The following is a 20260-nucleotide window of genomic DNA, read 5'->3' on the forward strand; positions in this document are numbered from 1 at the left end:
ACCTCAATGCGTTTTGCTCTCGCCCCACTTCTCGAGGTCCTTCGCCGCTTCCGAGCGCTGCTCCTTCTCGGGCTTCTCGGCCCAGGGCTTGTCGGTCTGCTTCATCGAGCCCCAGTCGCTTTCCTGGCGCGGATCGTCCTTCGGCGTTTCCTTGCTCATCAGTTCGTCCTTTTTTCTGCTCGCACTCACCCCGGCAGGATTGTCGGCGGCGGCGCCGTCGCCTCGTCGTGAAGCTCGCTCATCTCGCCGATCTCACGCTCGGCCTGATACCAGAACTCATCCTCGCGGCCGTCGGGCCGGCCGGCCTGCTCCCAGAGCTGGTGAGCGCGCCTGCGAATCCTCTCCTGAAGTTCAGTGTCGCTGGTCCGGTCCATGGTTCTCCCTCGCATGAGGCTGCCTCGGTGGCATGACCTTGCGTGGCAATCATCCGAACGAGACGAAGTTCCAAGGCACGGCGCGCACGGGCGATCCGCCGCAGCGGCGCGCGAGAGAAAGCGGCGCACCGCCTCTTCAGCTCAGATTGCCCGGCATGAAGCAGCGGATGGAAGTGCCGAGCGATCCCTTGATCGGCCACACCATGGTGCGCCCGGCACGGTTGGGCTCCGTGATGACCGCATCGTCCGGCACGACGATCCATTGACCGTCGAGCCGCACCAGGTAATGCGTGCCTTCGAGGTCCCAATCCGGATCGGACACCGCGAAGCCGTCGGCGTCCGAGCAGCACGGGCCGCGACCACTCTTGAGGCTGTCGAACCAGCCCTTGAGCGGCGAGTCGGCGTAGCGGCCGTCGTCACGCGCGACGGCATTGTGGAACGACAGCGCGGCCAGCAGGGCTGCGCCGCTCAGCACAGGCAAGGTTCTGGACATCTGATCACCGCGAGCTGCCGGCGCGTGCTCCGGATTGCGGCTCACGCCCCTTGCAAGTAGCTCGTTGAATGCGCCGTCCGATCGTTGGTTCCTAGCCCACGGCTCACGCTGCATCCGCCGGCACCATGGCCTCGATCGTGACGCCCGTGCCGGTAGAAGCCACCGTCAGCGTGCCGCCGAGCGCCAGCAGCCGCTCGCGCATGCCGGTGAGGCCGAATCCGAGCTTGTGCTCCGGGCTGAACCCGCGGCCGTCGTCGCGGACGCGCACCCGCGTGTAGCTGCGGCGATGACCGGCCGTCGTCTGCTGCAGCGGCTCGATGGTGACGTCGACCGTGGTGGCCTCGGCGTGGCGGAACACGTTGGTCAGCGCTTCCTGCACCACCCGGTAGATCGTCAGCTCCGCCGTCTCATTGCTGCGCGCGACCGTGTCGGTGAACCTGGTCTCGATCGCGACCTCGGGCCGCGACTCCCGCCACAGCCGCACCAATGCGCCGAGCGCTTCGCGCAGGCCCAGCTCGGCGAGACCCACGGGCCGCAGCCGCTCGAGGATGCGGCGGTTGAACTGCTGCACGGCGTTGACCTGGTCGAGGATCGCCTGGCCGTGACGGCGCATCGCCGCGACGTCGAGCGTCGCAGCGTCCGGCAATCGCATCAGCGCGCTGGCATGGGCGCGCAGCGCGAACAGATGCGGCCCGAACTCGTCGTGCAGCTCGCGCGCGATCTCCTTGCGCTCGTGGTCCTGCAGCGACACCGTGCGCTCGGCCAGGCGGCGCTTCTCCTCCACCGCCTCACCGAGCGCGCCGGCGAGATGGTTGAGCTTGGCGCAGAGCGCCGCGAGCTCGGGCGCGCCGCCCGGCTTGACGCGGGTATCGTAGGCGCCGGCCTCGATCTGGCTCATCGCGTCCGACAGATCCGAAAGCGGCGCCAGCGCGCGACCGACCACGAGCATGGTGATCGCAAACAGCGCCAGCCCGACCAGCGAGCCGACGACGAGCTGGGTGACGATGCCGTCCCAGATTTCCGCGATCTCATCGTCGGGGTGCGACGTGATCACCAGCGTTTCGCTCCGCCCCGCGACGATGACCGGCATGCTCACCGAGGTCTTGTCGGGATGCACCAGTGCGATGAACCATGCCGGCGCCGCGCGGCCGACGCCCGGAGAGGGCGGGGTCTGCACCGGCATGCCCTGCCGTCTCACGCTGACGTGACGAAGCTGTCGGAGATCGCCGACGATCCGATCGAGGCGCGCGCTCGGATCCGGCGCGTCGTTGACCTCGTCCATGATGGTCTCGACAAAGGCCCGCGTCAGGCGGATGACGCTCTGGTCCTCCGCCAGCACGCGCGGCGCCGCCTCCAGCACGAGACGGCCGATGTTGATGGCGAGGCCCAGCGTCAGCAGCAGCGCCAGCAGCACGTTGATGCGGGTCCGCAACGACCAATTCTGCCACATTCTCTCCGCCCCACGGCCACCGTGTTTCATACGCACTCACATTGACAGACAAATCCGCCGGCGATCTAATTGCAACATCATGCAATATCGCGCAGCATGCATCCATGGTGCATCGCAACAATGACGCGAGTTGGAAGTCCGGGACCCCAAGGCCATGCGCGTACTGATCGTCGATGACCATCCCATTGTGGCATCAGGCTGCCGGGCCCTGCTCTCGACCGATCCGGACCTCGAGCTGCTCGAAGCCGCCGATGCCGAGAGCGGCGAAGCCAGCTTCATCGCGCGCCGGCCGGACGTCTGCGTCGTCGACATCAACCTGCCGACCGTCTCCGGCTTCGAGCTCGCGCGGCGCATCCTCGCCCATGATGCCAATGCCCGGCTGATCATGTTCAGCATGAACGACGATCCGGTGTTCGCCGCGCGCGCCATCGACATCGGCGCCAAGGGCTACGTCTCGAAGAGCGGCGATCCGAACGATCTCGCCGAGGCGATCCGCGAGGTCGCCCGCGGCGGCAGCTATCTGCCGCCTGCAATCGCGCGCAGCATCGCCTTCGCGGGCGCCGCGGTCGCGCAGAGCCCGCTGGCGAAACTGACCTCGCGGGAGCTCGAGATCCTTCGCCTGCTCAGCGCCGGCAAGAGCCTGTCGGAGATTGCCTGGCTGATCCACTCGTCCTACAAGACCGTCGCCAACACCTCCTCGATCATCCGCCAGAAGCTCGGCGTGCGAACATCCGGCGAGTTGGTGCGTTTGGCGATCGAGAACGGCGTCGCTTGACTCGTCCCGATTGAACGACGCAGCCTGACACGCGTTGGCGGCACGCGCGCCAGCGGCCCGACATCATTGCCGAACAGGTGATCCCATGACCCTCACGACCGTCTCCCAGAACAAGTCCCATGGCGGCGTCCAGGGCGTCTACCGCCACGCCAGCCAGGAGACCAAGACCGAGATGACGTTCTCGGTGTTCGTGCCGCCGCATGCCGACGGCGCGAAGCTGCCGGTCGTCTGGTATCTCTCCGGCCTGACCTGCACCCACGCCAACGTCACCGAGAAAGGCGAGTTTCGTGCCGCCTGCGCCGAGCTCGGCCTGGTCTTCGTGGCGCCCGACACCTCGCCGCGCGGCGACGGCGTGCCGGGCGATCCCAACAATGCCTATGATTTCGGTCTCGGCGCCGGCTTCTATGTCGACGCGACCGAGGCGCCGTTCGCGAAGAACTACCGGATGTGGAGCTACATCACCGAGGAGCTGCCGAGCGTGGTCGCGGCGAACTTCCCGGTCGATCCGCGCCGCCAGTCGGTGATGGGCCACTCGATGGGTGGTCATGGCGCGCTCACGGTGGCGCTGCGCAACCCGGACCGCTACCGCGCGGCCAGCGCGTTCTCGCCGATCGTCGCGCCCTCGCAGGTGCCGTGGGGCGAGAAGGCCCTGGGCGGCTATCTCGGCGCCGACAAGGCGGCGTGGCGCAAGCACGATGCGGTGGCGCTGATCGAGGACGGCGCGCGCGTCTCCGACCTGCTGGTCGATGTCGGCACCGCCGATCAGTTCCTGACCCAGCAGTTGCGCCCGGAGCTGCTCAAGGCGGCGTGCGACAAGGCCCACATCCCGCTGCTGCTGCGCAAGCAGGAGGGCTACGACCACAGCTACTACTTCATCTCGACCTATATGGCCGATCATCTGCGCTGGCACGCGGCGCGGCTCGCACGCTGATATCAGCCGCGGACGTGATTTGCCCGACGGGTGCGATGACGCGCCCGTCGAGGCGATCTTGTCGTGCCCGGCGCCCGGATTCCACGTGCGCGACAACGGGGATTTCGCTCGGCGCCACAAGGCGATTCCAGTGTCCAGCCCGGCGGCGACAAAAATTTTACTTTCGTTTTTCCGGAAATCATGATTGTTTAGCCCTATCCCGCCTCGTCGAGAGGGCGTATCGCGGTCGTCACGAACGTGGAGGTGGGATGCGGTGGACGCCGGCGGCGCGCAGCATGCTCAGGGCATCACATGCCCCGTGAGAGCGTGCGGACGAACGCGTCACGGCGTACGGCCAAGTCGCGTGGTCCTGGCATCCCGATGCCGATGCCCCCGCGGCGGCGCGCTCACAGCGTGTCGTCGCGCACGGTGACCAGAACGCCCGGCGCACCGGGGAGAACGCGAAGCAACCGTTAAGACCATCCGCGCAGGGAGGGCCGGGATGTCCCAGCCGAACCTGTGGTACCTGCCGCCTGCATTTCTTGTCGCAGGCGGGCCATGGGGGCGGCAGGCTCCCGGCCTTCCCTGCGCCTCTTGTTTTCCAAGGGGCGACCGGCACGCAAAGCTCGGGCGTCATCCGCCGCGAGAATGCACCGTCATATCTCGTCGGCTACTGCGCCTGCGGCGCACCGTAGTTCGGCGCCAGCAGGCGGTTGCGGACGAGCCAAGCCATGGTGCGCGTCCAGGATTCGTCGGTGTTGCCGCGCATATCCGCAGTCATCGCCGCGACCGGCTTGCCGGTGTGAACGTCGCGCAGATAGATGTTCATGTTGAGGATGAGATTGGAGACCTTCTGCACCGTCCCGGTGATGGCGAGATCGGCGCCGATGTCGCCCGCGAGCTTGACGTCGCAGCCTCCGCAAGCCTGCAGATTGCTGTGGTGCGCCGCATCGTTGACGGGAGCGATGTCGAGCACGCGAAAACGTCCGGAGTCCTGCAGCGCCGCGCGCAGTTGCTCGGCCGCATGCGCCAGCCTGTTCTGCTCGTCCTGGCGCGGGCCCTGCACCTCGCCCTGCAGGCTGGTGTCGATCAGCTCGAAGTCGAACACCGCCACCTTGGTCGGCTCGGCATGCACTGATGTCGCAGACATCAGGATCAGGAACGCGGGGAGAACGGCAGGTTTCAAGGTCGTGATCCGAAATGACGCGACAGCGGCCAAAAGTGGGGTTGAAAGCTAGGCCAATTCGTTCATCTTGCAAGGCGAAACCTCGCCGGACAAGGACGAGGGAACAATGGGAGGACGTGTGGTCCTGGGAGTTCTGGCCCGATCTCTGATGGGCGCGATCGGCCTCATCGCCGCCGCAACCGCCGCCAGCGCGGCGGATCCGGTCGACATCGCGATCGGCTATCTCGGCCGCGCGAGCTTGCCGCAGACCTTGTCGCCGCTCGACCAGCCTGCGGCCGATGATGGCGTGGCCGGCGCGAAGCTCGCGATCGAGGACAACAACACCACCGGCAAGTTCCTCAACCAGCGCTTCACTTTGATCGACCGCCGCGTCAAGGATGACGAGGACGCCGCGCAGGCCGCCAATGAGCTCGCCGGCAAGACGGGATTCGTCCTCGTGGACCTGCCGGCGGATGCGGTGCTGAAGGTCGCAGATGCGTTGCGGGGCCGCGGCGTCACCCTGCTCAATGTCGGCGCCACCGACGACCGCCTGCGTGAGCAGGACTGCCGCGCCAACGTCATCCATGTCGCACCGACGCGCTCGATGCTGGCCGACGGCCTGGCGCAATATCTGGTCTGGAAGCAGTGGAAGCGCTGGCTGCTCGTCACCGGCTCGCACGACAGCGACAGACTGTTCGCCGACGCGCTGCGCCGCGCCGCCACCCGCTTCGGCGCCAAGATCGTCGAGGAGCGGACCTTCGAGGACACCGGCGGCGCGCGCCGCACCGACAGCGGCGTGACCTTGATCCAGCGCCAGATGCCGGTGTTCACGCAGAAGGCGCCGGCCTATGACGTGCTGGTCACCGCCGACGAGAGCGAGGTGTTCGCCAACTATCTGCCCTACCGCACCTGGGATCCGCGCCCCGTCGCGGGCTCCGCCGGCCTGCGGCCGACGAGTTGGGATCCGGCGCAGGACCAGTGGGGGGCGACGCAGTTGCAGAACCGCTTCATGAAGCTCGCCTCGCGCCGCATGCACGCCTTGGACATGCAGGCCTGGATGGCCGTGCGCATGGTCGGCGAGGCCGCCTCGCGCACCAACTCCGGCGACGCCAAGACGATGGCCGACTACCTCAAGGGCCCGAACTTCACCATCGCCGCCTTCAAGGGCACCCGCCTCTCCCTGCGCGATTGGAACCTGCAATTGCGCCAGCCGATCCTTCTGGCCGACGGCCGCATGATCGTCTCGGTCTCGCCGCAGGAGGGCTTTCTGCACCAGGTCTCCGAACTCGACACGCTCGGCGTCGACCGCCCCGAAACCAAGTGCAAGCTGCAATGATGTCGGATTGGATGATGTTGATGAAAGTGTTTAGTCCGACACAGACGGCGCCAGCCTCTCCCCGCGTGCGGGGAGAGGCCGGATTGCATCGCAGATGCAATCCGGGTGAGGGGGACTCTTCAAGCACCGTGCTCGTGGAGAGAACCCCTCACCCCAACCCTCTCCCCGCGAAGAACGGGGAGAGGGAGCGCACCGTCTGCGCCGCGACAAATCGAGTCCATTGGGCAAAGGGGCGAAGGAGGAAATGGCGCGATCAGCTTCCAAAGCGCCCGGCCCTGGCAGCCGGCCTGCTCGCCGCCGCGCTGTCGCTGGCCTCCGCCGCTCCCGCCTCTGCCTTCGTCGCCTTCGTCTCCAACGAGAAGGGCAACACGGTCTCCGTGATCGACACCGACACCTGGACCGTGACCAAGACCATCAAGGTCGGCCAGCGGCCGCGCGGGATCGCGTTCACCCGCGACGGCAAGTTCGTGATGGTGGCGGTCGGCGATGACGACACCATCCAGGTGATCGATGCCAAGAAGATGGAGGTGGTGGATACCCTGCCCTCCGGCCCCGATCCCGAGCTGTTCGCGCAGGACGCCGCCGGCAAGACGCTCTACGTCGCCAACGAGAACGACAACACGGTCACGGTGCTCGACCTCGAGAAGCGCGTCCGCATCGGCGACGTCCAGGTCGGCGTCGAGCCCGAGGGCATGATGCTCAGCCCGGACGGCAAGATCCTGATCTGCACCTCCGAAACCACCAACATGGCGCATTTCATCGACACGGCGACCCGCAAGATCGTCGCCAACGTGCTGGTCGATGCGCGGCCGCGCTTTGCCGAGTTCAAGAGCGACGGCTCGGAGCTGTGGGTCTCGGCCGAGATTGGCGGCACCGTCTCGATCATCGACCCCGCCAAGCGCGAGGTCACCGGCAAGATCAAGTTCGCCGTGCCCGGCCTGCGCAGCGAGGCGATCCAGCCGGTCGGAATCGCCCTGACCAAGGACGGCAAGACCGGCTTCGTCGCGCTCGGCCCCGCCAATCGCGTCGCCATCGTCGACGGCACCACCCACGAGGTGAAGAAATATCTCCTGGTCGGCCAGCGCGTCTGGCACATGGAGTTCACGCCGGATGAGAAATATCTTCTGGTCACCAACGGCGTCTCCAACGATGTCTCGGTGATCGACGTCGCCGCGCAGAAGGTGATCAAGACCATCCAGGTCGGCGAGCTGCCCTGGGGCATCACGATTGCACAGCCATGACGACGCAGAACGCACCCGCTCTCGACGCCACAGGCGCCACCCCGCAGCCGGCCTCCGACCAGGTGCCGGCGCTGTCGGTCGCCGGCGTCAGCCATTCCTACGGTGCACGCAAGGCGCTCAACGACGTCAGCTTCGCCGTCCAGCCTGCGAGCTTCACCGCCCTGCTCGGTCTCAACGGCGCCGGCAAGAGCACGCTGTTCTCGCTCATCACCCGACTGTTCGCGGTGCAGACCGGCCAGATCGGCATTTTCGGCCATGACATCGGCCGCACGCCGGGCGAGGCGCTGCGGCTGCTCGGCGTCGTGTTCCAGCCGCGCACGCTCGACCTCGATCTGTCGCTGACGCAGAACCTGCTCTACCACGCCGCGCTGCACGGCATCTCGCGCCGCGAGGCCCGCACCCGCAGCGAGGAGCTGCTGGCCCGGATCGGCCTCGCCGACCGCGCCGGCAACAAGGTGCGCGACCTCTCCGGCGGCCAGATGCGCCGCCTTGAAATCGCCCGCGCCCTGCTGCACCGGCCGCGCCTGCTGCTGCTCGACGAGGCCACCGTCGGCCTCGACGTCAAGGCCCGCGCCGACATCGTCGGTCACGTCCGTCAGCTCGTCGCCGAGCAGGGCATCGGCGTGCTCTGGGCGACGCATCTGTTCGATGAGATCGCCGCGACCGACGATCTCGTCGTGCTGCATCAGGGCCGCGTGCTGGCGCGCGGGCCCGTCCCGCAGGTCATCGCCAAGGCCGGTGCGACCGACGTCAACGCGGCGTTCGCGCGGCTGACGACCCAGGCCAGTCCGGCGCGGAGCTCCGAGCCATGACCGTCACCACCGTGCACGCGCCCACACCCACACGCAGCGGCTTCTCGGCCGGCGAATACATCACCTGCCTCACCGGCATCGTCTGGCGCGAGGGCCTGCGCTTTCTGCATCAGCGCGAGCGCTTCGTCTCGGCGCTGGTGCGACCGCTGGTCTGGCTGTTCATCTTCGCCGCCGGCTTCCGCCAGGTGCTGGGCATCTCGATCATCCCGCCCTACGAGACCTATATCCCCTACGAGGTCTATATCGCGCCCGGCCTGATGGCGATGATCCAGTTGTTCAACGGCATGCAGTCGTCGCTGTCGATGGTCTACGACCGCGAGATGGGCAACATGCGCACCTTGCTGGTGAGCCCGCTGCCGCGCGGCTATCTGCTGTTCTGCAAGCTGCTCGCCGGCACCGCCGTCTCGGTGCTGCAAGTCTATGCGTTTCTCGCCATCGCCTGGTTCTGGGACATCACCCCGCCGCCGATGGGCTATCTGACGGTGCTGCCGGCGCTGATCCTGTCCGGCCTGATGCTCGGCGCGCTGGGCATGCTGATTTCCTCCGGCATCAAGCAGCTCGAGAATTTCGCCGGCGTCATGAACTTCGTGATCTTCCCGATGTTCTTCGCCTCATCGGCGCTCTACCCGCTCTGGCGGGTCGAGGAAGGCAGTCCCTGGCTGGCTTATCTCTGCGAAGCCAATCCCTTCACCCACGCGGTCGAGCTCATCCGCTTCGCGCTATATGGCAAGCTGAACTGGGTTTCGCTCGCGGTGGTCGGCGGCTGCACCGCCGTCTTCATGATCGGCGCGATCCTGGCCTACGATCCGTCGCGGGGGTTTGTCAGGCGCGGTCCCGGAGGCGAGGCATGAGGTTCAGAACGACACTGGCGGCCGTCGCCATCGCTGCGTCGGCAGGTGCTGCGCAGGCCGCCGATCCGCGCTATCCGGATTGGCCCTGCCCGCAGGCCAAGGTGCCGGAGATCTCGATCGCCGCCGTGTGGTCCGGCCCGCCGATCGACGATGTCGGCGCGAGCTGGAAGGAGGATGCGAAGGTGGCCGAGCTCGTCGCCAAGCTTGCCGCGCGCCGTATCCCGCTGGAGCAGGCCCAGAAGGACATCGCCGATTTTCTCACCGGTACGGCCGAGGAGAAGATGCGCAAGGGCAAGCTGCTGTTCGCCGGGCTGTTCGACACGCTGAACGCGCAGCGGACATCGGTGATGAACGGCCTCGAGCGCGTCATGCGCAAGCAGCGCGAGGCCGTCGACAAGGTGCGCGGCGACACCATCGCCCTGCAGGAGATGCACAGCGGCCCCAACCCGGATCAGGCCAAGGTCGAGGAGATGACCAACCAGTTGAACTGGGAGACGCGCATCTTCGAGGACCGGCGTCGCGTGATGAAGTTCGTCTGCGAGGTCCCGACCGCGATCGACCAGCGCCTGTTCGCCCTGGCGCGCGAGATCCAGCAGGACATGGAGTAGCTGATTTGATGCGCTACCGCCGCCCTCTCCGCTCACTCCTCAGGCCGCGGCTCGGGCTGCGTCTGCTGCAGCGGCAGGTCGGCGCGGCTCCAGGCGTCGGTCCCGTCCGGATACCACGCGACATTGCGGTAGCCATAGGTCAGCGCGCGCTTGGCGGCATTCCACGACATCCAGCAGTCCTCGAGGCAGTAGAACACGAGCAGACGACTCAAATCGCCCTCGGAAGCGCGGGCAAGGCCGCGCTTCAGATAGTCCTCGGTCTGGGGCGCCAGCACCCCGTAGCCGGTGTCGGGCAGCCAGATGCTGCCGGGAATGTCCAGGCGCGGCTGCTCGCGCCACACCGTGCCGGCCGGCAGGTTCTTCGGCTTGGGCGGCCGCGGCAACACATCGACGAAGACGGCGGACTTCGCGCGCCAGATCGCCTCGGTCTCCCGCGTCGACAGCACGCGCGCCCCGCTCAGGGTCGTCGGCACCGGCGCGCGATAGTTCTCGGTGCGATAGCTGTCCGGCTCCGGCACGAGATCATCGGCCCGCACCGCCACGGCGATCAGCAGCACGCCTGCCAATGCCGCAGCGCTGAGCCGACCGATCATGGCTTCGCCGCAGCCTCGGCGGTGATCAGATGATTGCTCTCGTCCAGCAGCGGCACCCCGAAGTCCAGCAGGATCTTGTTGATCTCCCCTTGGTTCTCCTGGATCAGCTTGTTGAGCTGACGGCGCCAGTTCTGGTCCGCGCCACGGACACCCATGGCGATGCGATAGATCAGCTTCGGCCCGCTGGTCTCCTTCACCAGCGGCGTGACATGCAGTTGCGGGCTCGCCTGCTTGGCATAGTAGCCGGCCATCGGCCCCCACAGCACGCCGGCATCGATCTCGCCGGACTTCAGATCGTTGATCATCGCCTCTGCCGAGGAATCGACGCGGGTGTCGATCATCAGCGGATAGGGCTTTGCGGTCGGCATCAGCCCGGCCAGCGCCATATTGGTTGCCGGCGGCGTGCCCGCCACGATGCCGATGTGCTTGCCCTTGAGCTTGGCATCCTCCAGCGTCGTCACATCGGCAAGATCGGAGCCCGGCTTGGTCACGATCGCATAGGCCGTCCGGTAATAGGGACTGGTGCTCTGCACCAGGTCGTCCCCTTGGGGAAAGCCCATGATCACGTCGCAACGGTGCGAGCCGAGCGTCATGCGCACGAATCCGGTGGCCTGCGGGAAGAACGTGTAGTCCACCTTCTTCTGCAGCTTGGCGGCAAAGAGCTCGGCCAGCTTGTTCTCGAAGCCGTCGCCCTTCTCGTTCGAGAACGGCAGGTTGCGCGGATCGGCGCAGACCCTGAGCACCTTGGGATCGACCAGCTCGATCGACAGGTCCAGGCCATCATTGCTCTGCGCGAAAGCGGCGGCCGGTCCGAGCAGACTGAGCCCCGCGGCAACGGCCAGCGAGCAGGCAAGGTTGTGACGCTTCGTCATCCGTATTTTCATCCCTATCGAACGCATCGTGGTATTTTTGAAAATGCTAGGCCGCCGGCCGCTCCGGTGCAACAGCCGCCGTCATCGCGAAGAGTTGACCCATTGCTGCACCGCAACGTCCATCGCCTGACGCACACCTCTCACGCGAGCAAGGCAAGCCGATGGTGAGACAACTGATCATCGCGATCACCGCCTGGGGGGCGCTGGCGCTCGGCAGCGCCGCTCTTGCCATGCCGCCGGAACTCGAGGTGAGCGAGATCGCGCCCGGCGTGTTCGTTCACATCGGCCAGACCGCGCTGATGAACGCGGCGAACGAGGGCGCCATCGCCAATGTCGGTTTCATCGTTGGCAACGACGCGGTCGCCGTGATCGACACCGGCGGCAGCGTCCGCGAAGGCCGCGCGCTGCTGGCAGCGATCCGCGCCCGTACCGCCAAGCCCGTGCGCTACGTCATCAACACTCACGCCCATCCGGATCACGCATTCGGCAACGCGGCATTCGAGGGCGACGGCACGCGCTTCGTCGGCGCCAAGAACCTGCCGCGCGCGCTTGCAATGCGCGGACCGCACTACATCGAGGCGTTCCGGCGCCTGATGGGCGCCGAGCTGATCGACGAGGTCCGTCTCGTCCCCCCGTCGATCCTCGTGGACGACGAGATGATGCTCGACCTCGGCGGCCGTACCCTCACGCTCAAGGCCTGGAGTACCGCTCATAGCGACTGCGACCTGTCCGTCTATGATGACCGCAGCCGGACCTTGTTCGCCGGCGATCTCGTATTCCTGCGTCACATCCCGGTGATGGATGGCAGCCTGCGCGGCTGGATCGCCGACATGGCCGCGCTCGCGACCATCCCGGCCGAGCGCGTCGTTCCCGGCCATGGCCCTGTCAGCCCGTGGCCACTGGCGCTCAGTGACGAGCGTCGCTACCTCGATACATTGGCCCACGACGTTCGCGGGCTGATCAAGGCAGGCAGGCCGATCGCGGACGCCGCTGGGGCCGCGGGATCGGAGCGCGGCAAATGGGAGCTGTTCGACGACTACAATGCCCGCAACGCAACGGCGGCATTCTCGGAAATGGAATGGGAATGAGGGCGGCAACGCGCTATGATTGTTAATTCACCCGACTGCCCGAGGAGGATTGCGCCATGATCCGGCTCCACCTGCCGTCCACCCTGCTTCTCGGGGCCTGCCTCGCGTTTGCGTTCGCACCTGCGAAGGCCGCTGATGGTTACGATCCCTGGCCGGGACTGGTCCAGGACATCTTCAACAACAAGGCGATGCAGGACGGCACCAATGTGCTGTCGATCGAGATGCCGACGCGCGCCGAGGATGCCTCGGTCGTTCCGGTCACCCTGCGCAGCAAGCTGTCGCCCGCCGACGAGCGCCGTATCAAGACCATCACGCTGGTGATCGACCAGAATCCCGCGCCGATGGCGGCCAAGTTCACGCTTGGCGCGGACGCCAATGTGACCGCGATCTCGACGCGGGTCCGCGTCAACAACTACACGGATGTGCATGCCGTGGCCGAGCTGACGGATGGTCAGCTCTATGTGGTCAAGACCTTCGTCAAGGCGTCCGGAGGCTGCTCGGCGCCGGCGGCGAAGAATCCGGACGAGGCCAAGGCGCGCATCGGCCAGATGCGCTACCGGCAGTTCACGCAAAGCAGCGACGGCGCCACGAGCGGCATCCGCGAAGCGCAGGTCATGGTCGGGCATCCCAACAATTCCGGGCTCCAGATGGATCAGGTGACGCAGCTCTACATTCCGGCCTTCTTCATCGACCGGCTGACACTGTCGCAGGACGGCAGTCTGGTGCTGTCGGTCGAAGGCGGCATCTCGATCTCTGAGGATCCCAACATCCGCTTCACCTACGTGTCGAACGGTGCCAAGCAATTCCATGCGGAGGCGAAGGATACGCAGGGCCACGTGTTCGAGCACGATTGGCCGGCCGACGGTTCAGGAACTTGATGCGGCAGAGCGGCAGCGCTTCAGAAGCATCTCACTTCGGCTTCGGCCTGCGCCCGGCGGAGATCGTTCAGCGCGTTGGCGGCCTGCTCGGACGTGCGGAACTGGGTGCCGAGATTGCTGTGCACCTGGGACATGCTGAGGACGGTCTCGGCCGTGACGTAGCGCTCATAGGGAATGATCGAAGCGATCACGTCGATCGAGCAGGAGCACTGCGCGATCGCCTCCCTGGTCTCGCCATTCGCCTTCATGCAGCCGAACACATATTCGGCCCGCGCCGAGGTCGGATAGTCGTTGAGCTCCTCGGCACGAGCCGGCCCGCACGGCGCAATCATGGCAATGAGGGTGGCGACAATCGGTCCTACCGGAACAGCACTACGCATCACAGTCCTCCGCGGCATCGCAGCCGAAGCTATGCTAAGGGAATGAGGCTGAAAAGAACACCTCTCGAGGAAATGCAGACGGGCTCATGACGCAGATCGGTCGTTTGTTGATGGCGATTGTCGCCTGCGCCCTGCTGCCGGTCACGGCATGCTGCGCCGCCGAGACCGTCAAGGTTGCGGTGCAAAAGACCGGCACCTTCGCCTGGGAGCTGGCCGTGATCCGCGCCCGCCAGCTCGACAAGCAGGCGGATATCGCGATCGATGCGGTCGAGCTCGCGAGCCCGGAGGCCGGCAAGATCGCGCTGCGGGCCGGCAACGCCGACATCATGGTGTCGGACTGGCTATGGGTGTCGCGCGAGCGTGCGCTCGGCGCCAAGCTCACCTTCTATCCCTATTCGAGCGCGCTCGGCGCCGTGATGGTGCCGGCGACCTCACCGATCAAGACGCTTGCCGATCTGAAGGGACGCAAGCTCGCGGTGGCCGGCGGCCCGCTCGACAAGAGCTGGCTGCTGCTGCAGGCCACGCTCAAGCGCGACGGCGTCGATCTGAAATCGCAGGCGACGATCACCTACGGCGCGCCGCCGCTGCTGGCCGCCAAGCTGGCCGACGGCGAGATGGATGCGGGCTTGAACTACTGGAATTTCTGCGCGGCGCTGGAAGCCAAGGGCTTCCGCCGGCTTGCCGGCGTCGAGGACCTGCTGCCGCCGTTCGGCGCCAAGGGCCGCACCGCGATGATCGGCTATGTCTTCGACGAGGACTGGGCCGCCAAGCATCGCGATCTCGTCGCACGCTTCCTAACCGTCACGGCCAAGGCCAAGGAGATCCTGGCGACTTCCGACGCCGACTGGCAAACGATCGCCCCGCTGACCGGCGCACAGGACGACGCCACCTTGCGCGCCTATCGCGACCGCTATCGCGAGGGCATTCCGCACCGGCCGATCGCCGAGGAAGAGGCCGACGCCCGCATCCTCTACGGCGTGCTGGCTTCGATCGGCGGCCGCGATCTGGTCGGCCCGTCTCCGGAGCTCAGTCCCGGCACCTACTACAGGGCGGATGCGAGGGACTAGTGCTGCGCTTGTTGTCCTTTGCGCTTCTGCTGGCCACCTGGTGGATTGCCGCGGCTGTCGCCGGCAGCGCCAAGCTGCCATTGCCATCGGCCGTGCTTGCGGTTGCGGTGACGGAAGCGCGGTCCGGCGCGCTGTTTCTGCATCTCGGCGCAACGCTCGCCCGCGTCGCCCTCGCTTTCACTCTGTCAATGGCACTCGGCTCGGCAATCGGCTTTTTGATGGGGCGCAGCCAGCTCGCCAACCGCCTTGGCGATCCCTGGCTGATCCTGCTGCTCAATCTGCCCGCGCTGGTGGTGATCGTGCTCGCCTATATCTGGGCCGGTCTCACCGAGGTCGCTGCGATCACGGCGATCGCGATCAACAAGCTGCCGACCGCCGTCGTCACCTTGCGCGAAGGCGCCCGCGCGCTCGATCCATCGCTCGACGAGATGGCCAAGGTGTTTGCCTTTTCGCGCGGACGCATCCTCCGCCACGTCCTGCTGCCGCAGCTTGCGCCCTATATTGCGGCGGCCGCGCGCTCCGGCCTGTCATTGGTGTGGAAGATCGTGCTGGTCGCCGAGTTGCTCGGGAGGCCCAACGGCATCGGCTTCGAGATCGGCGTCGCCTTCCAGCTGTTCGACATTCCGCTGCTGCTCGCCTACTCGCTCAGCTTTGCTGCCGTGGTGCTGGTGATCGAGGCCGTTATCGTCCAGCCGTTCGAGCAGCGTGCATCGAGGTGGCGGCTCCGTGCGGCTTGAGGTCGATATCAGGTCCAAGAGCTACACCAGCGCCGCCAATGGCAAGCGCCAGGAGGTGATTGCTGGCATTGCCTTTTCGCTGGAGCGGGGCGAGGTCGGCGTCGTCGTCGGCCCCTCCGGCTGCGGCAAGAGCACGATGCTGCGGATCCTCGCCGGTCTGGACAACGACTATCAGGGCCATGTATCGCGGCCCGAGGGAGCCCGGCTGGCAATGGTGTTCCAGGAGCCGCGGCTGCTGCCGTGGCGATCCGTCGAGGCCAACGTCCGGCTGGCAGCGCCCGGTGTCGCGGAGGACAGGCTGGCCGCCATCTTCGGCGTGCTCGAGCTCGAGGGACATCGCAGCCATTTTCCAGGCGAGTTGTCGCTCGGCCTCGCCCGCCGTGTCGCGCTGGCGCGCGCCTTTGCGGTCGAGCCGGATTTCCTGATTCTCGACGAGCCGCTGGCTTCGCTCGACGACGCGCTCGCCGCGCGGCTGCGCGAGGAGATCGCGACGCTCGTGGCCTCGCGCCCCATGATCACGCTGCTGGTCACGCACAGCATGGACGACGCGGCACGGCTCGGCGACCGGATCTTCCTGCTGTCCTCACGCCCTGCCCGTCTGCTTCATTCAGTCCCGATCGACCTGCCGCGCGCGCAGCGCAACAACGACGTGGTCGCGGTAATCAAGGCCGATGTGGCGCGACTGGATTTTTCCGTGTCATAGTCATGGCAAAGGACATCGGACCCCAGGGAAAACGCCATGAGACGCGCATCCGCCGTGACGGCGATCATTCTGTTCGGCATCCCGCTCGCGGCCGCCGCACAAAGCAAGGGCATCCGGCTCTGGAATCTGACGACCGCAACGATGACCGGCTTTCAGCTCTCGCCGGCCGGCCAGAACAATTGGGGACCGAATCAGACGCTGAACGACAAGGACAAGGAGCTCGATCACGACGAACGGCTGAAGCTCACCGGAGTCGAGCCTGGGCGCTACGACGCCAAGGTGAGCTATGCCGGCGAGCGGCAGTGCATTGTTCGCGGCCTCGAGATCAAGGCCGACGCCGTGGTTTCGGTCGCCGACAAGGACCTCAAGGAGTGCACGAAGTAAGCAGCCAGCGTGCCGACGGCCAAGCCGGCCTCAGGCCTTGTCGTTGCTGTGGGGATATTCGCAGCGCCATCGCACTGCAGTCCATTTCGGGTGCTCGCCGATCCACTGGGCGATGTAGGGCGGCGCCTTCATCGCGCATTGCTGCAGCGAGGCACCGCCATCCGCGAAAACGAGATGCTGCTCCTCGCAGGTGGCCGGAGACAGGACTGCGCAGACGGTGATGACGAGATCGATGGAGCTCATGGCTCGTTGTCCTTCGATAAGCCTGAAACAGCTTAACTGAAACTACGACATCCGGCTGCATCAGTTTCTCCTCGCGCAACAAATTATGCAGCGGAACCAAGGCTGGAACGACTATCCCTGGGCGAATCCGCCCCTGACGCTTGATCCGAACCGGCAGATCGGCTGCAATGGAAGCGGTCGATCGACCTCAAAAGAGCGAATGCGGAGGAAGCAGATGCCCAAGGTTCTCGTACTCTACAAGACCCCCAAGAGCGCCGAGGCGTTCGACAAACACTATATGAACGTCCATGTGCCGCTGGCGAAGAAGATTCCCGGTCTGAAGAGCTACGATATCAGCCGGGGCCCGGTGAATGGGCCGGCGGGAGCCACCAACATCCACCTCGTTGCCACCCTGATATTCGATTCGATGCAGGCGCTGCAGGCGGGAATGGGCTCTGCCGAAGGCAAGGCGGCGGCGGGCGATCTGCCCAACTTCGCCGATGGCGGCGTCGACCTGTATATCTTCGACACGCAGGACGTTTGATCGTCACCAACGTTCGGCGGTGTGCCCGTCATACCCGATCGGCCGAGAGGCCGGTCGCCGGGACGATCTCGCGGACCGTCCATCGAATGGATCCGCCAAGCCAGTCAGAAGCGAATTGCGCTCCTCGTGGCTTGGCAGATCGCTACGCGTTACTTGCGCGCAGCACAGGCGTACATGTTGATTTCCATGCCAACCGGCACTTCGACGATCTTCGGTGTCTTCCAGGCCATTTCAAGCTCCCAAGTTCGACTATCATTGACTGACGCATTGCTCGCGCCAACATCGAAGCTAGGACCGCATCAGGGGGAACGCAAGGCTCCACAACCGTGGAGCATTTCCCCAGCGGTTGTCGATCGATTGAACGAAACAAAAATCCAGCCGCCTGGCTGGACGCCGTTCCGCCTCAATCCTCGTAGGACGTTGCCCCTGAGCGGGACGGTATCTTCGCTCACGCACCGCCCGGCTGCACGTAGCAGAACACATACCGATTGCGGCTCAGGAAGATGATGCCGTGCCCCGTCGGATTTCCCCTGTCCCACTTCAGCTTGTGATCGGGGACCTCGATCTCGGTACCGACATCGATATGCGGGCGGCCACGCGGCTCATCGGGACGGTCATCGGTAATGATGACATAGGTCTTGCCGTCGCGGACATGGATCTCATCGGCAAAATAGGCGTCAGCCTCACCGCAGCACGATGCTGTCGGCACGTCGGGCTGCATCAGCGCCTCGTACCATTGACGCAATGCAGGATCGACCGCTCCCCACTGACCGAGATCACGCGCACTCGCACTCACCCAAAGGCAACAAAGCATGCCGAGCCAAAGGATGGTTCGTCTCATCCGCCTACTCCTCTGTTATCCCGGCATGATGCGGCGAAGCAATGTTTGTGCCGCAACGCAACATCGGAGCGGTGCGATCATGCCGACCCAGATCCTCGAGCAGAGACAACGGATCGGCTGCGCTGTCCCGATCGAACGAGGACGGCTTCCCGATGCGCAGAGGGCGGTTGCCACCTTTTCGTATTGACGGTTCCCGATTTCGAGCGGAGTGTTGTTCCCGCAGCGTCAGGATAGGCGCGCGTAAAAATCTCGGAGGAAATGAATGAAGCGGATCGCGCTGGCCGCAGGCCTCGCTATTTTTGCATCACATGGTGCAAGCGCGCAGAGCGCCGATCAGTTGGTCAAGGGTGCAACTGATACGGCGAACGTTCTCAACTACGGCATGGGCTACAATCTGCAGCGGTTCAGCCCGCTCACCCAGATCAACAAGGACACCGCCAAGAACCTGGTGCCGGTCTGGAACTACAGTTTCGCCGATGACCGCAGTGAGGAGTCGCAGCCGCTGGTGTACCAGGGCGTGCTCTACGTCACGACCCACAACGCGACGATGGCCGTCGACGCCAAGACCGGCAAGCAGATCTGGAAAAGCAAGATCGACTATCCCGCCGAGACGCCGCGCGTGGTCTGTTGCGGCATCATCAATCGCGGCGCCGCGCTGTACGACGGCAAGGTGTTCCGGACCACGCTCGATGCCAACGTGATTGCGCTTGATGCCAAGACCGGCAAGGAGCTGTGGCGTCAGAAGGCCGCTGACATCAAGGAAGGCTACTCGATGACCGTCGCGCCGCTGGTCGCCGACGGCGTCGTGCTGACTGGCATCTCCGGCGCCGAGTTCGGCACCCGGGGCTTCATCGATGGTTGGGATCCGGCGACGGGCAAGCATTTGTGGCGCACACACACGGTCCCAAGCCCGGATGAACCCGGCGGCGACACCTGGAAGGGCGACACCTGGAAGCTGGGCGGCGGCTCGACCTGGATCACCGGCTCCTACGATCCCGAGCAGAACACCGTGTTCTGGGGCGTCGGTAATCCCGGACCGTTCAACGCGGCGGTGCGCCCGGGCGACAACCTCTACACCTGCTCGGTGCTCGCGCTCGATCCGAAGACCGGCAAAATGAAGTGGCACTTCCAGTTCTCGCCGAACAATCCGTTCGACTACGACGCGGTCGCGGAGATGGTGCTCGCCGACATGAACGTCGAGGGTAAGCAGACCAAGGTGCTGATGAACGCCAACCGCAATGGCTTCTTCTATGTGCTCGATCGCACCAATGGGAAGCTGCTCGCGGCCAACCCCTATGTGAAGGTGAACTGGGCCTCCAGCATCGACCTGAAGACGGGCAAGCCGGTCGAGACCGATGTGACGCGCGATGCCCGCGAGGGCAAGAAGGTCACGGTCTATCCGTCGATTCTCGGCGGCAAGAACTGGGAGCCGATGTCGTTCAATCCGCAAACCGGGTTGGCCTACGCCAACACGCTCGTGTTCGGCGGCCACTACAAGACCGAGCCTGCGACCTACAAGGCCGGCGAGTGGTACCTGGGCATGGACCTGACGGATCTGTGGGATTGGCCGGAAGGGCCGCGCGGTCAGCTCAAGGCCATCGATCCGATGACCGGCAAGACCAAGTGGGAGCAGCCGAGCGACATCCCGCGCTTCTCCGGCGTGCTGTCCACGGCAGGCGGCGTGGTGTTCTCGGGCAAGCTGACCGGCGAGTTCGAGGCTTTCGACGCCGACAGCGGCAAGAAGCTGTGGCAGTTCCAGACCGGCTCCGGCATCGAAGGCCAGCCCGTCACTTGGCAGCAGGATGGCGTGCAGTATGTCGCCGTCACCTCAGGCTACGGCGGCGTCTACTCACTGTTCTCCGGTGACGAGCGCCTCGCCAACGTTCCGGCAGGCGGCTCGCTGTGGGTCTTCGCGGTCAAGAACTGAGTGCGGATT

The 20260-nt window shown here is 65.6% G+C and carries 26 protein-coding genes; 15 read left to right on the forward strand and 11 right to left on the reverse strand.

Features of this window, described 5'->3' with window-relative positions:
- Nucleotides 1–3 precede the first annotated feature (3 nt).
- From ACQR0W_RS21565 to ACQR0W_RS21580, 4 genes are all read right to left on the reverse strand, one after another.
- Complete coding sequence (locus tag ACQR0W_RS21565; RefSeq protein ID WP_008961662.1) at nt 4–159, reverse strand: hypothetical protein; 156 nt, start codon at nt 157–159, stop codon at nt 4–6.
- A 26-nt stretch (nt 160–185) separates the two neighbouring features.
- A complete protein-coding gene (locus ACQR0W_RS21570) occupies nt 186–374 on the reverse strand; it encodes a DUF2934 domain-containing protein (protein ID WP_315713177.1) in 189 nt (62 codons plus the stop codon).
- Between the two features lie 136 nt (nt 375–510).
- On the reverse strand, nt 511–867 hold the full coding sequence (locus ACQR0W_RS21575) for a hypothetical protein (protein ID WP_316187009.1): 357 nt from the start codon (nt 865–867) through the stop codon (nt 511–513).
- Between the two features lie 103 nt (nt 868–970).
- Nucleotides 971–2317 carry an ATP-binding protein gene (locus ACQR0W_RS21580; RefSeq protein WP_315825182.1) on the reverse strand — a complete coding sequence of 449 codons (1347 nt, stop codon included), beginning with the start codon at nt 2315–2317 and terminating at the stop codon, nt 971–973.
- 154 nt (nt 2318–2471) lie between these two features.
- Here ACQR0W_RS21580 and ACQR0W_RS21585 point away from each other — a divergent pair, with 154 nt between their 5' ends.
- Nucleotides 2472–3092: a response regulator transcription factor gene (locus tag ACQR0W_RS21585; RefSeq protein ID WP_315713180.1), complete on the forward strand. Its 621-nt coding sequence runs from the start codon at nt 2472–2474 to the stop codon at nt 3090–3092.
- Between the two features lie 85 nt (nt 3093–3177).
- Nucleotides 3178–4023, forward strand: coding sequence for an S-formylglutathione hydrolase (gene fghA, locus ACQR0W_RS21590; RefSeq protein ID WP_316166062.1), 846 nt, complete (start codon nt 3178–3180; stop codon nt 4021–4023).
- Nucleotides 4024–4672: 649 nt separating this feature from the next.
- On the opposite strand, the gene ACQR0W_RS21595 is transcribed toward fghA, so the two are convergent.
- Complete coding sequence (locus ACQR0W_RS21595; protein WP_315752900.1) at nt 4673–5152, reverse strand: DUF3280 domain-containing protein; 480 nt, start codon at nt 5150–5152, stop codon at nt 4673–4675.
- Nucleotides 5153–5294: 142 nt separating this feature from the next.
- Here ACQR0W_RS21595 and ACQR0W_RS21600 point away from each other — a divergent pair, with 142 nt between their 5' ends.
- From ACQR0W_RS21600 to ACQR0W_RS21620, 5 genes are all read left to right on the forward strand, one after another.
- Complete coding sequence (locus tag ACQR0W_RS21600) at nt 5295–6503, forward strand: ABC transporter substrate-binding protein (RefSeq protein WP_316187010.1); 1209 nt, start codon at nt 5295–5297, stop codon at nt 6501–6503.
- A 275-nt stretch (nt 6504–6778) separates the two neighbouring features.
- Entirely contained in the window at nt 6779–7744 is a 966-nt protein-coding gene (locus ACQR0W_RS21605) for a YVTN family beta-propeller repeat protein (RefSeq protein WP_316187042.1), read from the forward strand.
- Nucleotides 7741–8556, forward strand: coding sequence for an ABC transporter ATP-binding protein (locus ACQR0W_RS21610; protein WP_316187011.1), 816 nt, complete (start codon nt 7741–7743; stop codon nt 8554–8556). The genes ACQR0W_RS21605 and ACQR0W_RS21610 overlap by 4 nt, the downstream gene beginning before the upstream one ends.
- Complete coding sequence (locus ACQR0W_RS21615) at nt 8553–9407, forward strand: ABC transporter permease (RefSeq protein WP_315825186.1); 855 nt, start codon at nt 8553–8555, stop codon at nt 9405–9407. The genes ACQR0W_RS21610 and ACQR0W_RS21615 overlap by 4 nt, the downstream gene beginning before the upstream one ends.
- Nucleotides 9404–10015, forward strand: a complete 612-nt coding sequence (locus ACQR0W_RS21620) for a hypothetical protein (RefSeq protein ID WP_316187012.1) — start codon at nt 9404–9406, stop codon at nt 10013–10015. Before ACQR0W_RS21615 ends, ACQR0W_RS21620 begins: the two co-directional genes overlap by 4 nt.
- A 32-nt stretch (nt 10016–10047) precedes the next feature.
- On the opposite strand, the gene ACQR0W_RS21625 is transcribed toward ACQR0W_RS21620, so the two are convergent.
- Entirely contained in the window at nt 10048–10608 is a 561-nt protein-coding gene (locus ACQR0W_RS21625; RefSeq protein WP_315713190.1) for a PQQ-dependent catabolism-associated CXXCW motif protein, read from the reverse strand.
- Nucleotides 10605–11480 carry a substrate-binding domain-containing protein gene (locus ACQR0W_RS21630; RefSeq protein WP_316187013.1) on the reverse strand — a complete coding sequence of 292 codons (876 nt, stop codon included), beginning with the start codon at nt 11478–11480 and terminating at the stop codon, nt 10605–10607. The genes ACQR0W_RS21625 and ACQR0W_RS21630 overlap by 4 nt, the downstream gene beginning before the upstream one ends.
- A 161-nt stretch (nt 11481–11641) precedes the next feature.
- Between ACQR0W_RS21630 and ACQR0W_RS21635 the strand changes: the two genes are divergently transcribed.
- A complete protein-coding gene (locus tag ACQR0W_RS21635; protein ID WP_316174172.1) occupies nt 11642–12568 on the forward strand; it encodes a quinoprotein relay system zinc metallohydrolase 2 in 927 nt (308 codons plus the stop codon).
- A gap of 56 nt (nt 12569–12624) precedes the next feature.
- Nucleotides 12625–13446: a quinoprotein dehydrogenase-associated SoxYZ-like carrier gene (locus tag ACQR0W_RS21640; RefSeq protein ID WP_315825190.1), complete on the forward strand. Its 822-nt coding sequence runs from the start codon at nt 12625–12627 to the stop codon at nt 13444–13446.
- Nucleotides 13447–13466: 20 nt separating this feature from the next.
- Here the strand turns inward: ACQR0W_RS21640 and ACQR0W_RS21645 are convergent, their stop codons facing one another.
- Nucleotides 13467–13826, reverse strand: coding sequence for a hypothetical protein (locus ACQR0W_RS21645; RefSeq protein ID WP_316187014.1), 360 nt, complete (start codon nt 13824–13826; stop codon nt 13467–13469).
- Nucleotides 13827–13912: 86 nt separating this feature from the next.
- Here ACQR0W_RS21645 and ACQR0W_RS21650 point away from each other — a divergent pair, with 86 nt between their 5' ends.
- From ACQR0W_RS21650 to ACQR0W_RS21665, 4 genes are read left to right on the forward strand one after another with little or no spacing between them, the layout of a single operon-like run.
- The gene (locus ACQR0W_RS21650; RefSeq protein ID WP_316187015.1) at nt 13913–14893 is read left to right on the forward strand and encodes an ABC transporter substrate-binding protein; all 981 of its coding nucleotides are present in this window, start codon (nt 13913–13915) and stop codon (nt 14891–14893) included.
- Complete coding sequence (locus ACQR0W_RS21655) at nt 14893–15630, forward strand: ABC transporter permease (RefSeq protein WP_315810548.1); 738 nt, start codon at nt 14893–14895, stop codon at nt 15628–15630. Before ACQR0W_RS21650 ends, ACQR0W_RS21655 begins: the two co-directional genes overlap by 1 nt.
- Complete coding sequence (locus ACQR0W_RS21660) at nt 15620–16333, forward strand: ABC transporter ATP-binding protein (protein WP_315713203.1); 714 nt, start codon at nt 15620–15622, stop codon at nt 16331–16333. Before ACQR0W_RS21655 ends, ACQR0W_RS21660 begins: the two co-directional genes overlap by 11 nt.
- Nucleotides 16334–16369: 36 nt before the next feature.
- On the forward strand, nt 16370–16717 hold the full coding sequence (locus ACQR0W_RS21665; protein WP_315752809.1) for a hypothetical protein: 348 nt from the start codon (nt 16370–16372) through the stop codon (nt 16715–16717).
- A gap of 30 nt (nt 16718–16747) precedes the next feature.
- On the opposite strand, the gene ACQR0W_RS21670 is transcribed toward ACQR0W_RS21665, so the two are convergent.
- On the reverse strand, nt 16748–16960 hold the full coding sequence (locus ACQR0W_RS21670; RefSeq protein ID WP_315713207.1) for a hypothetical protein: 213 nt from the start codon (nt 16958–16960) through the stop codon (nt 16748–16750).
- Nucleotides 16961–17174: 214 nt separating this feature from the next.
- On the opposite strand from ACQR0W_RS21670, the gene ACQR0W_RS21675 reads away from it, so the two are divergent.
- Nucleotides 17175–17483, forward strand: coding sequence for an EthD family reductase (locus tag ACQR0W_RS21675; protein WP_315713209.1), 309 nt, complete (start codon nt 17175–17177; stop codon nt 17481–17483).
- 149 nt (nt 17484–17632) lie between these two features.
- Here ACQR0W_RS21675 and pqqA read toward each other — a convergent pair whose 3' ends face one another.
- Both pqqA and ACQR0W_RS21685 read right to left on the reverse strand, forming a co-directional pair.
- Nucleotides 17633–17713 (reverse strand): pyrroloquinoline quinone precursor peptide PqqA, encoded by an 81-nt coding sequence (gene pqqA / locus ACQR0W_RS21680; protein ID WP_009031067.1) that lies wholly within the window; start codon nt 17711–17713, stop codon nt 17633–17635.
- Between the two features lie 218 nt (nt 17714–17931).
- Nucleotides 17932–18324 (reverse strand): hypothetical protein, encoded by a 393-nt coding sequence (locus ACQR0W_RS21685; RefSeq protein ID WP_315713211.1) that lies wholly within the window; start codon nt 18322–18324, stop codon nt 17932–17934.
- 262 nt (nt 18325–18586) lie between these two features.
- Between ACQR0W_RS21685 and ACQR0W_RS21690 the strand changes: the two genes are divergently transcribed.
- A complete protein-coding gene (locus tag ACQR0W_RS21690) occupies nt 18587–20251 on the forward strand; it encodes a methanol/ethanol family PQQ-dependent dehydrogenase (RefSeq protein ID WP_315825194.1) in 1665 nt (554 codons plus the stop codon).
- The last annotated feature ends 9 nt before the right edge of the window (nt 20252–20260 follow it).

The sequence above is a fragment of the Bradyrhizobium sp. HKCCYLRH1034 genome, assembly GCF_051168375.1.
Lineage (GTDB): Bacteria > Pseudomonadota > Alphaproteobacteria > Rhizobiales > Xanthobacteraceae > Bradyrhizobium.

Bases quoted from the DNA above. Each gene is read 5' to 3' on its own strand.
- ACQR0W_RS21565 (WP_008961662.1), bottom strand. From the start codon at position 159: ATGAGCAAGGAAACGCCGAAGGACGATCCGCGCCAGGAAAGCGACTGG.
- ACQR0W_RS21570 (WP_315713177.1), bottom strand. From the start codon at position 374: ATGGACCGGACCAGCGACACTGAACTTCAGGAGAGGATTCGCAGGCGC.
- ACQR0W_RS21575 (WP_316187009.1), bottom strand. From the start codon at position 867: ATGTCCAGAACCTTGCCTGTGCTGAGCGGCGCAGCCCTGCTGGCCGCG.
- ACQR0W_RS21580 (WP_315825182.1), bottom strand. From the start codon at position 2,317: ATGTGGCAGAATTGGTCGTTGCGGACCCGCATCAACGTGCTGCTGGCG.
- ACQR0W_RS21585 (WP_315713180.1), top strand. From the start codon at position 2,472: ATGCGCGTACTGATCGTCGATGACCATCCCATTGTGGCATCAGGCTGC.
- fghA (WP_316166062.1), top strand. From the start codon at position 3,178: ATGACCCTCACGACCGTCTCCCAGAACAAGTCCCATGGCGGCGTCCAG.
- ACQR0W_RS21595 (WP_315752900.1), bottom strand. From the start codon at position 5,152: ATGTCTGCGACATCAGTGCATGCCGAGCCGACCAAGGTGGCGGTGTTC.
- ACQR0W_RS21600 (WP_316187010.1), top strand. From the start codon at position 5,295: ATGGGAGGACGTGTGGTCCTGGGAGTTCTGGCCCGATCTCTGATGGGC.
- ACQR0W_RS21610 (WP_316187011.1), top strand. From the start codon at position 7,741: ATGACGACGCAGAACGCACCCGCTCTCGACGCCACAGGCGCCACCCCG.
- ACQR0W_RS21615 (WP_315825186.1), top strand. From the start codon at position 8,553: ATGACCGTCACCACCGTGCACGCGCCCACACCCACACGCAGCGGCTTC.
- ACQR0W_RS21620 (WP_316187012.1), top strand. From the start codon at position 9,404: ATGAGGTTCAGAACGACACTGGCGGCCGTCGCCATCGCTGCGTCGGCA.
- ACQR0W_RS21625 (WP_315713190.1), bottom strand. From the start codon at position 10,608: ATGATCGGTCGGCTCAGCGCTGCGGCATTGGCAGGCGTGCTGCTGATC.
- ACQR0W_RS21630 (WP_316187013.1), bottom strand. From the start codon at position 11,480: ATGACGAAGCGTCACAACCTTGCCTGCTCGCTGGCCGTTGCCGCGGGG.
- ACQR0W_RS21635 (WP_316174172.1), top strand. From the start codon at position 11,642: ATGGTGAGACAACTGATCATCGCGATCACCGCCTGGGGGGCGCTGGCG.
- ACQR0W_RS21640 (WP_315825190.1), top strand. From the start codon at position 12,625: ATGATCCGGCTCCACCTGCCGTCCACCCTGCTTCTCGGGGCCTGCCTC.
- ACQR0W_RS21645 (WP_316187014.1), bottom strand. From the start codon at position 13,826: ATGCGTAGTGCTGTTCCGGTAGGACCGATTGTCGCCACCCTCATTGCC.
- ACQR0W_RS21650 (WP_316187015.1), top strand. From the start codon at position 13,913: ATGACGCAGATCGGTCGTTTGTTGATGGCGATTGTCGCCTGCGCCCTG.
- ACQR0W_RS21665 (WP_315752809.1), top strand. From the start codon at position 16,370: ATGAGACGCGCATCCGCCGTGACGGCGATCATTCTGTTCGGCATCCCG.
- ACQR0W_RS21670 (WP_315713207.1), bottom strand. From the start codon at position 16,960: ATGAGCTCCATCGATCTCGTCATCACCGTCTGCGCAGTCCTGTCTCCG.
- ACQR0W_RS21675 (WP_315713209.1), top strand. From the start codon at position 17,175: ATGCCCAAGGTTCTCGTACTCTACAAGACCCCCAAGAGCGCCGAGGCG.
- pqqA (WP_009031067.1), bottom strand. From the start codon at position 17,713: ATGGCCTGGAAGACACCGAAGATCGTCGAAGTGCCGGTTGGCATGGAA.
- ACQR0W_RS21685 (WP_315713211.1), bottom strand. From the start codon at position 18,324: ATGAGACGAACCATCCTTTGGCTCGGCATGCTTTGTTGCCTTTGGGTG.
- ACQR0W_RS21690 (WP_315825194.1), top strand. From the start codon at position 18,587: ATGAAGCGGATCGCGCTGGCCGCAGGCCTCGCTATTTTTGCATCACAT.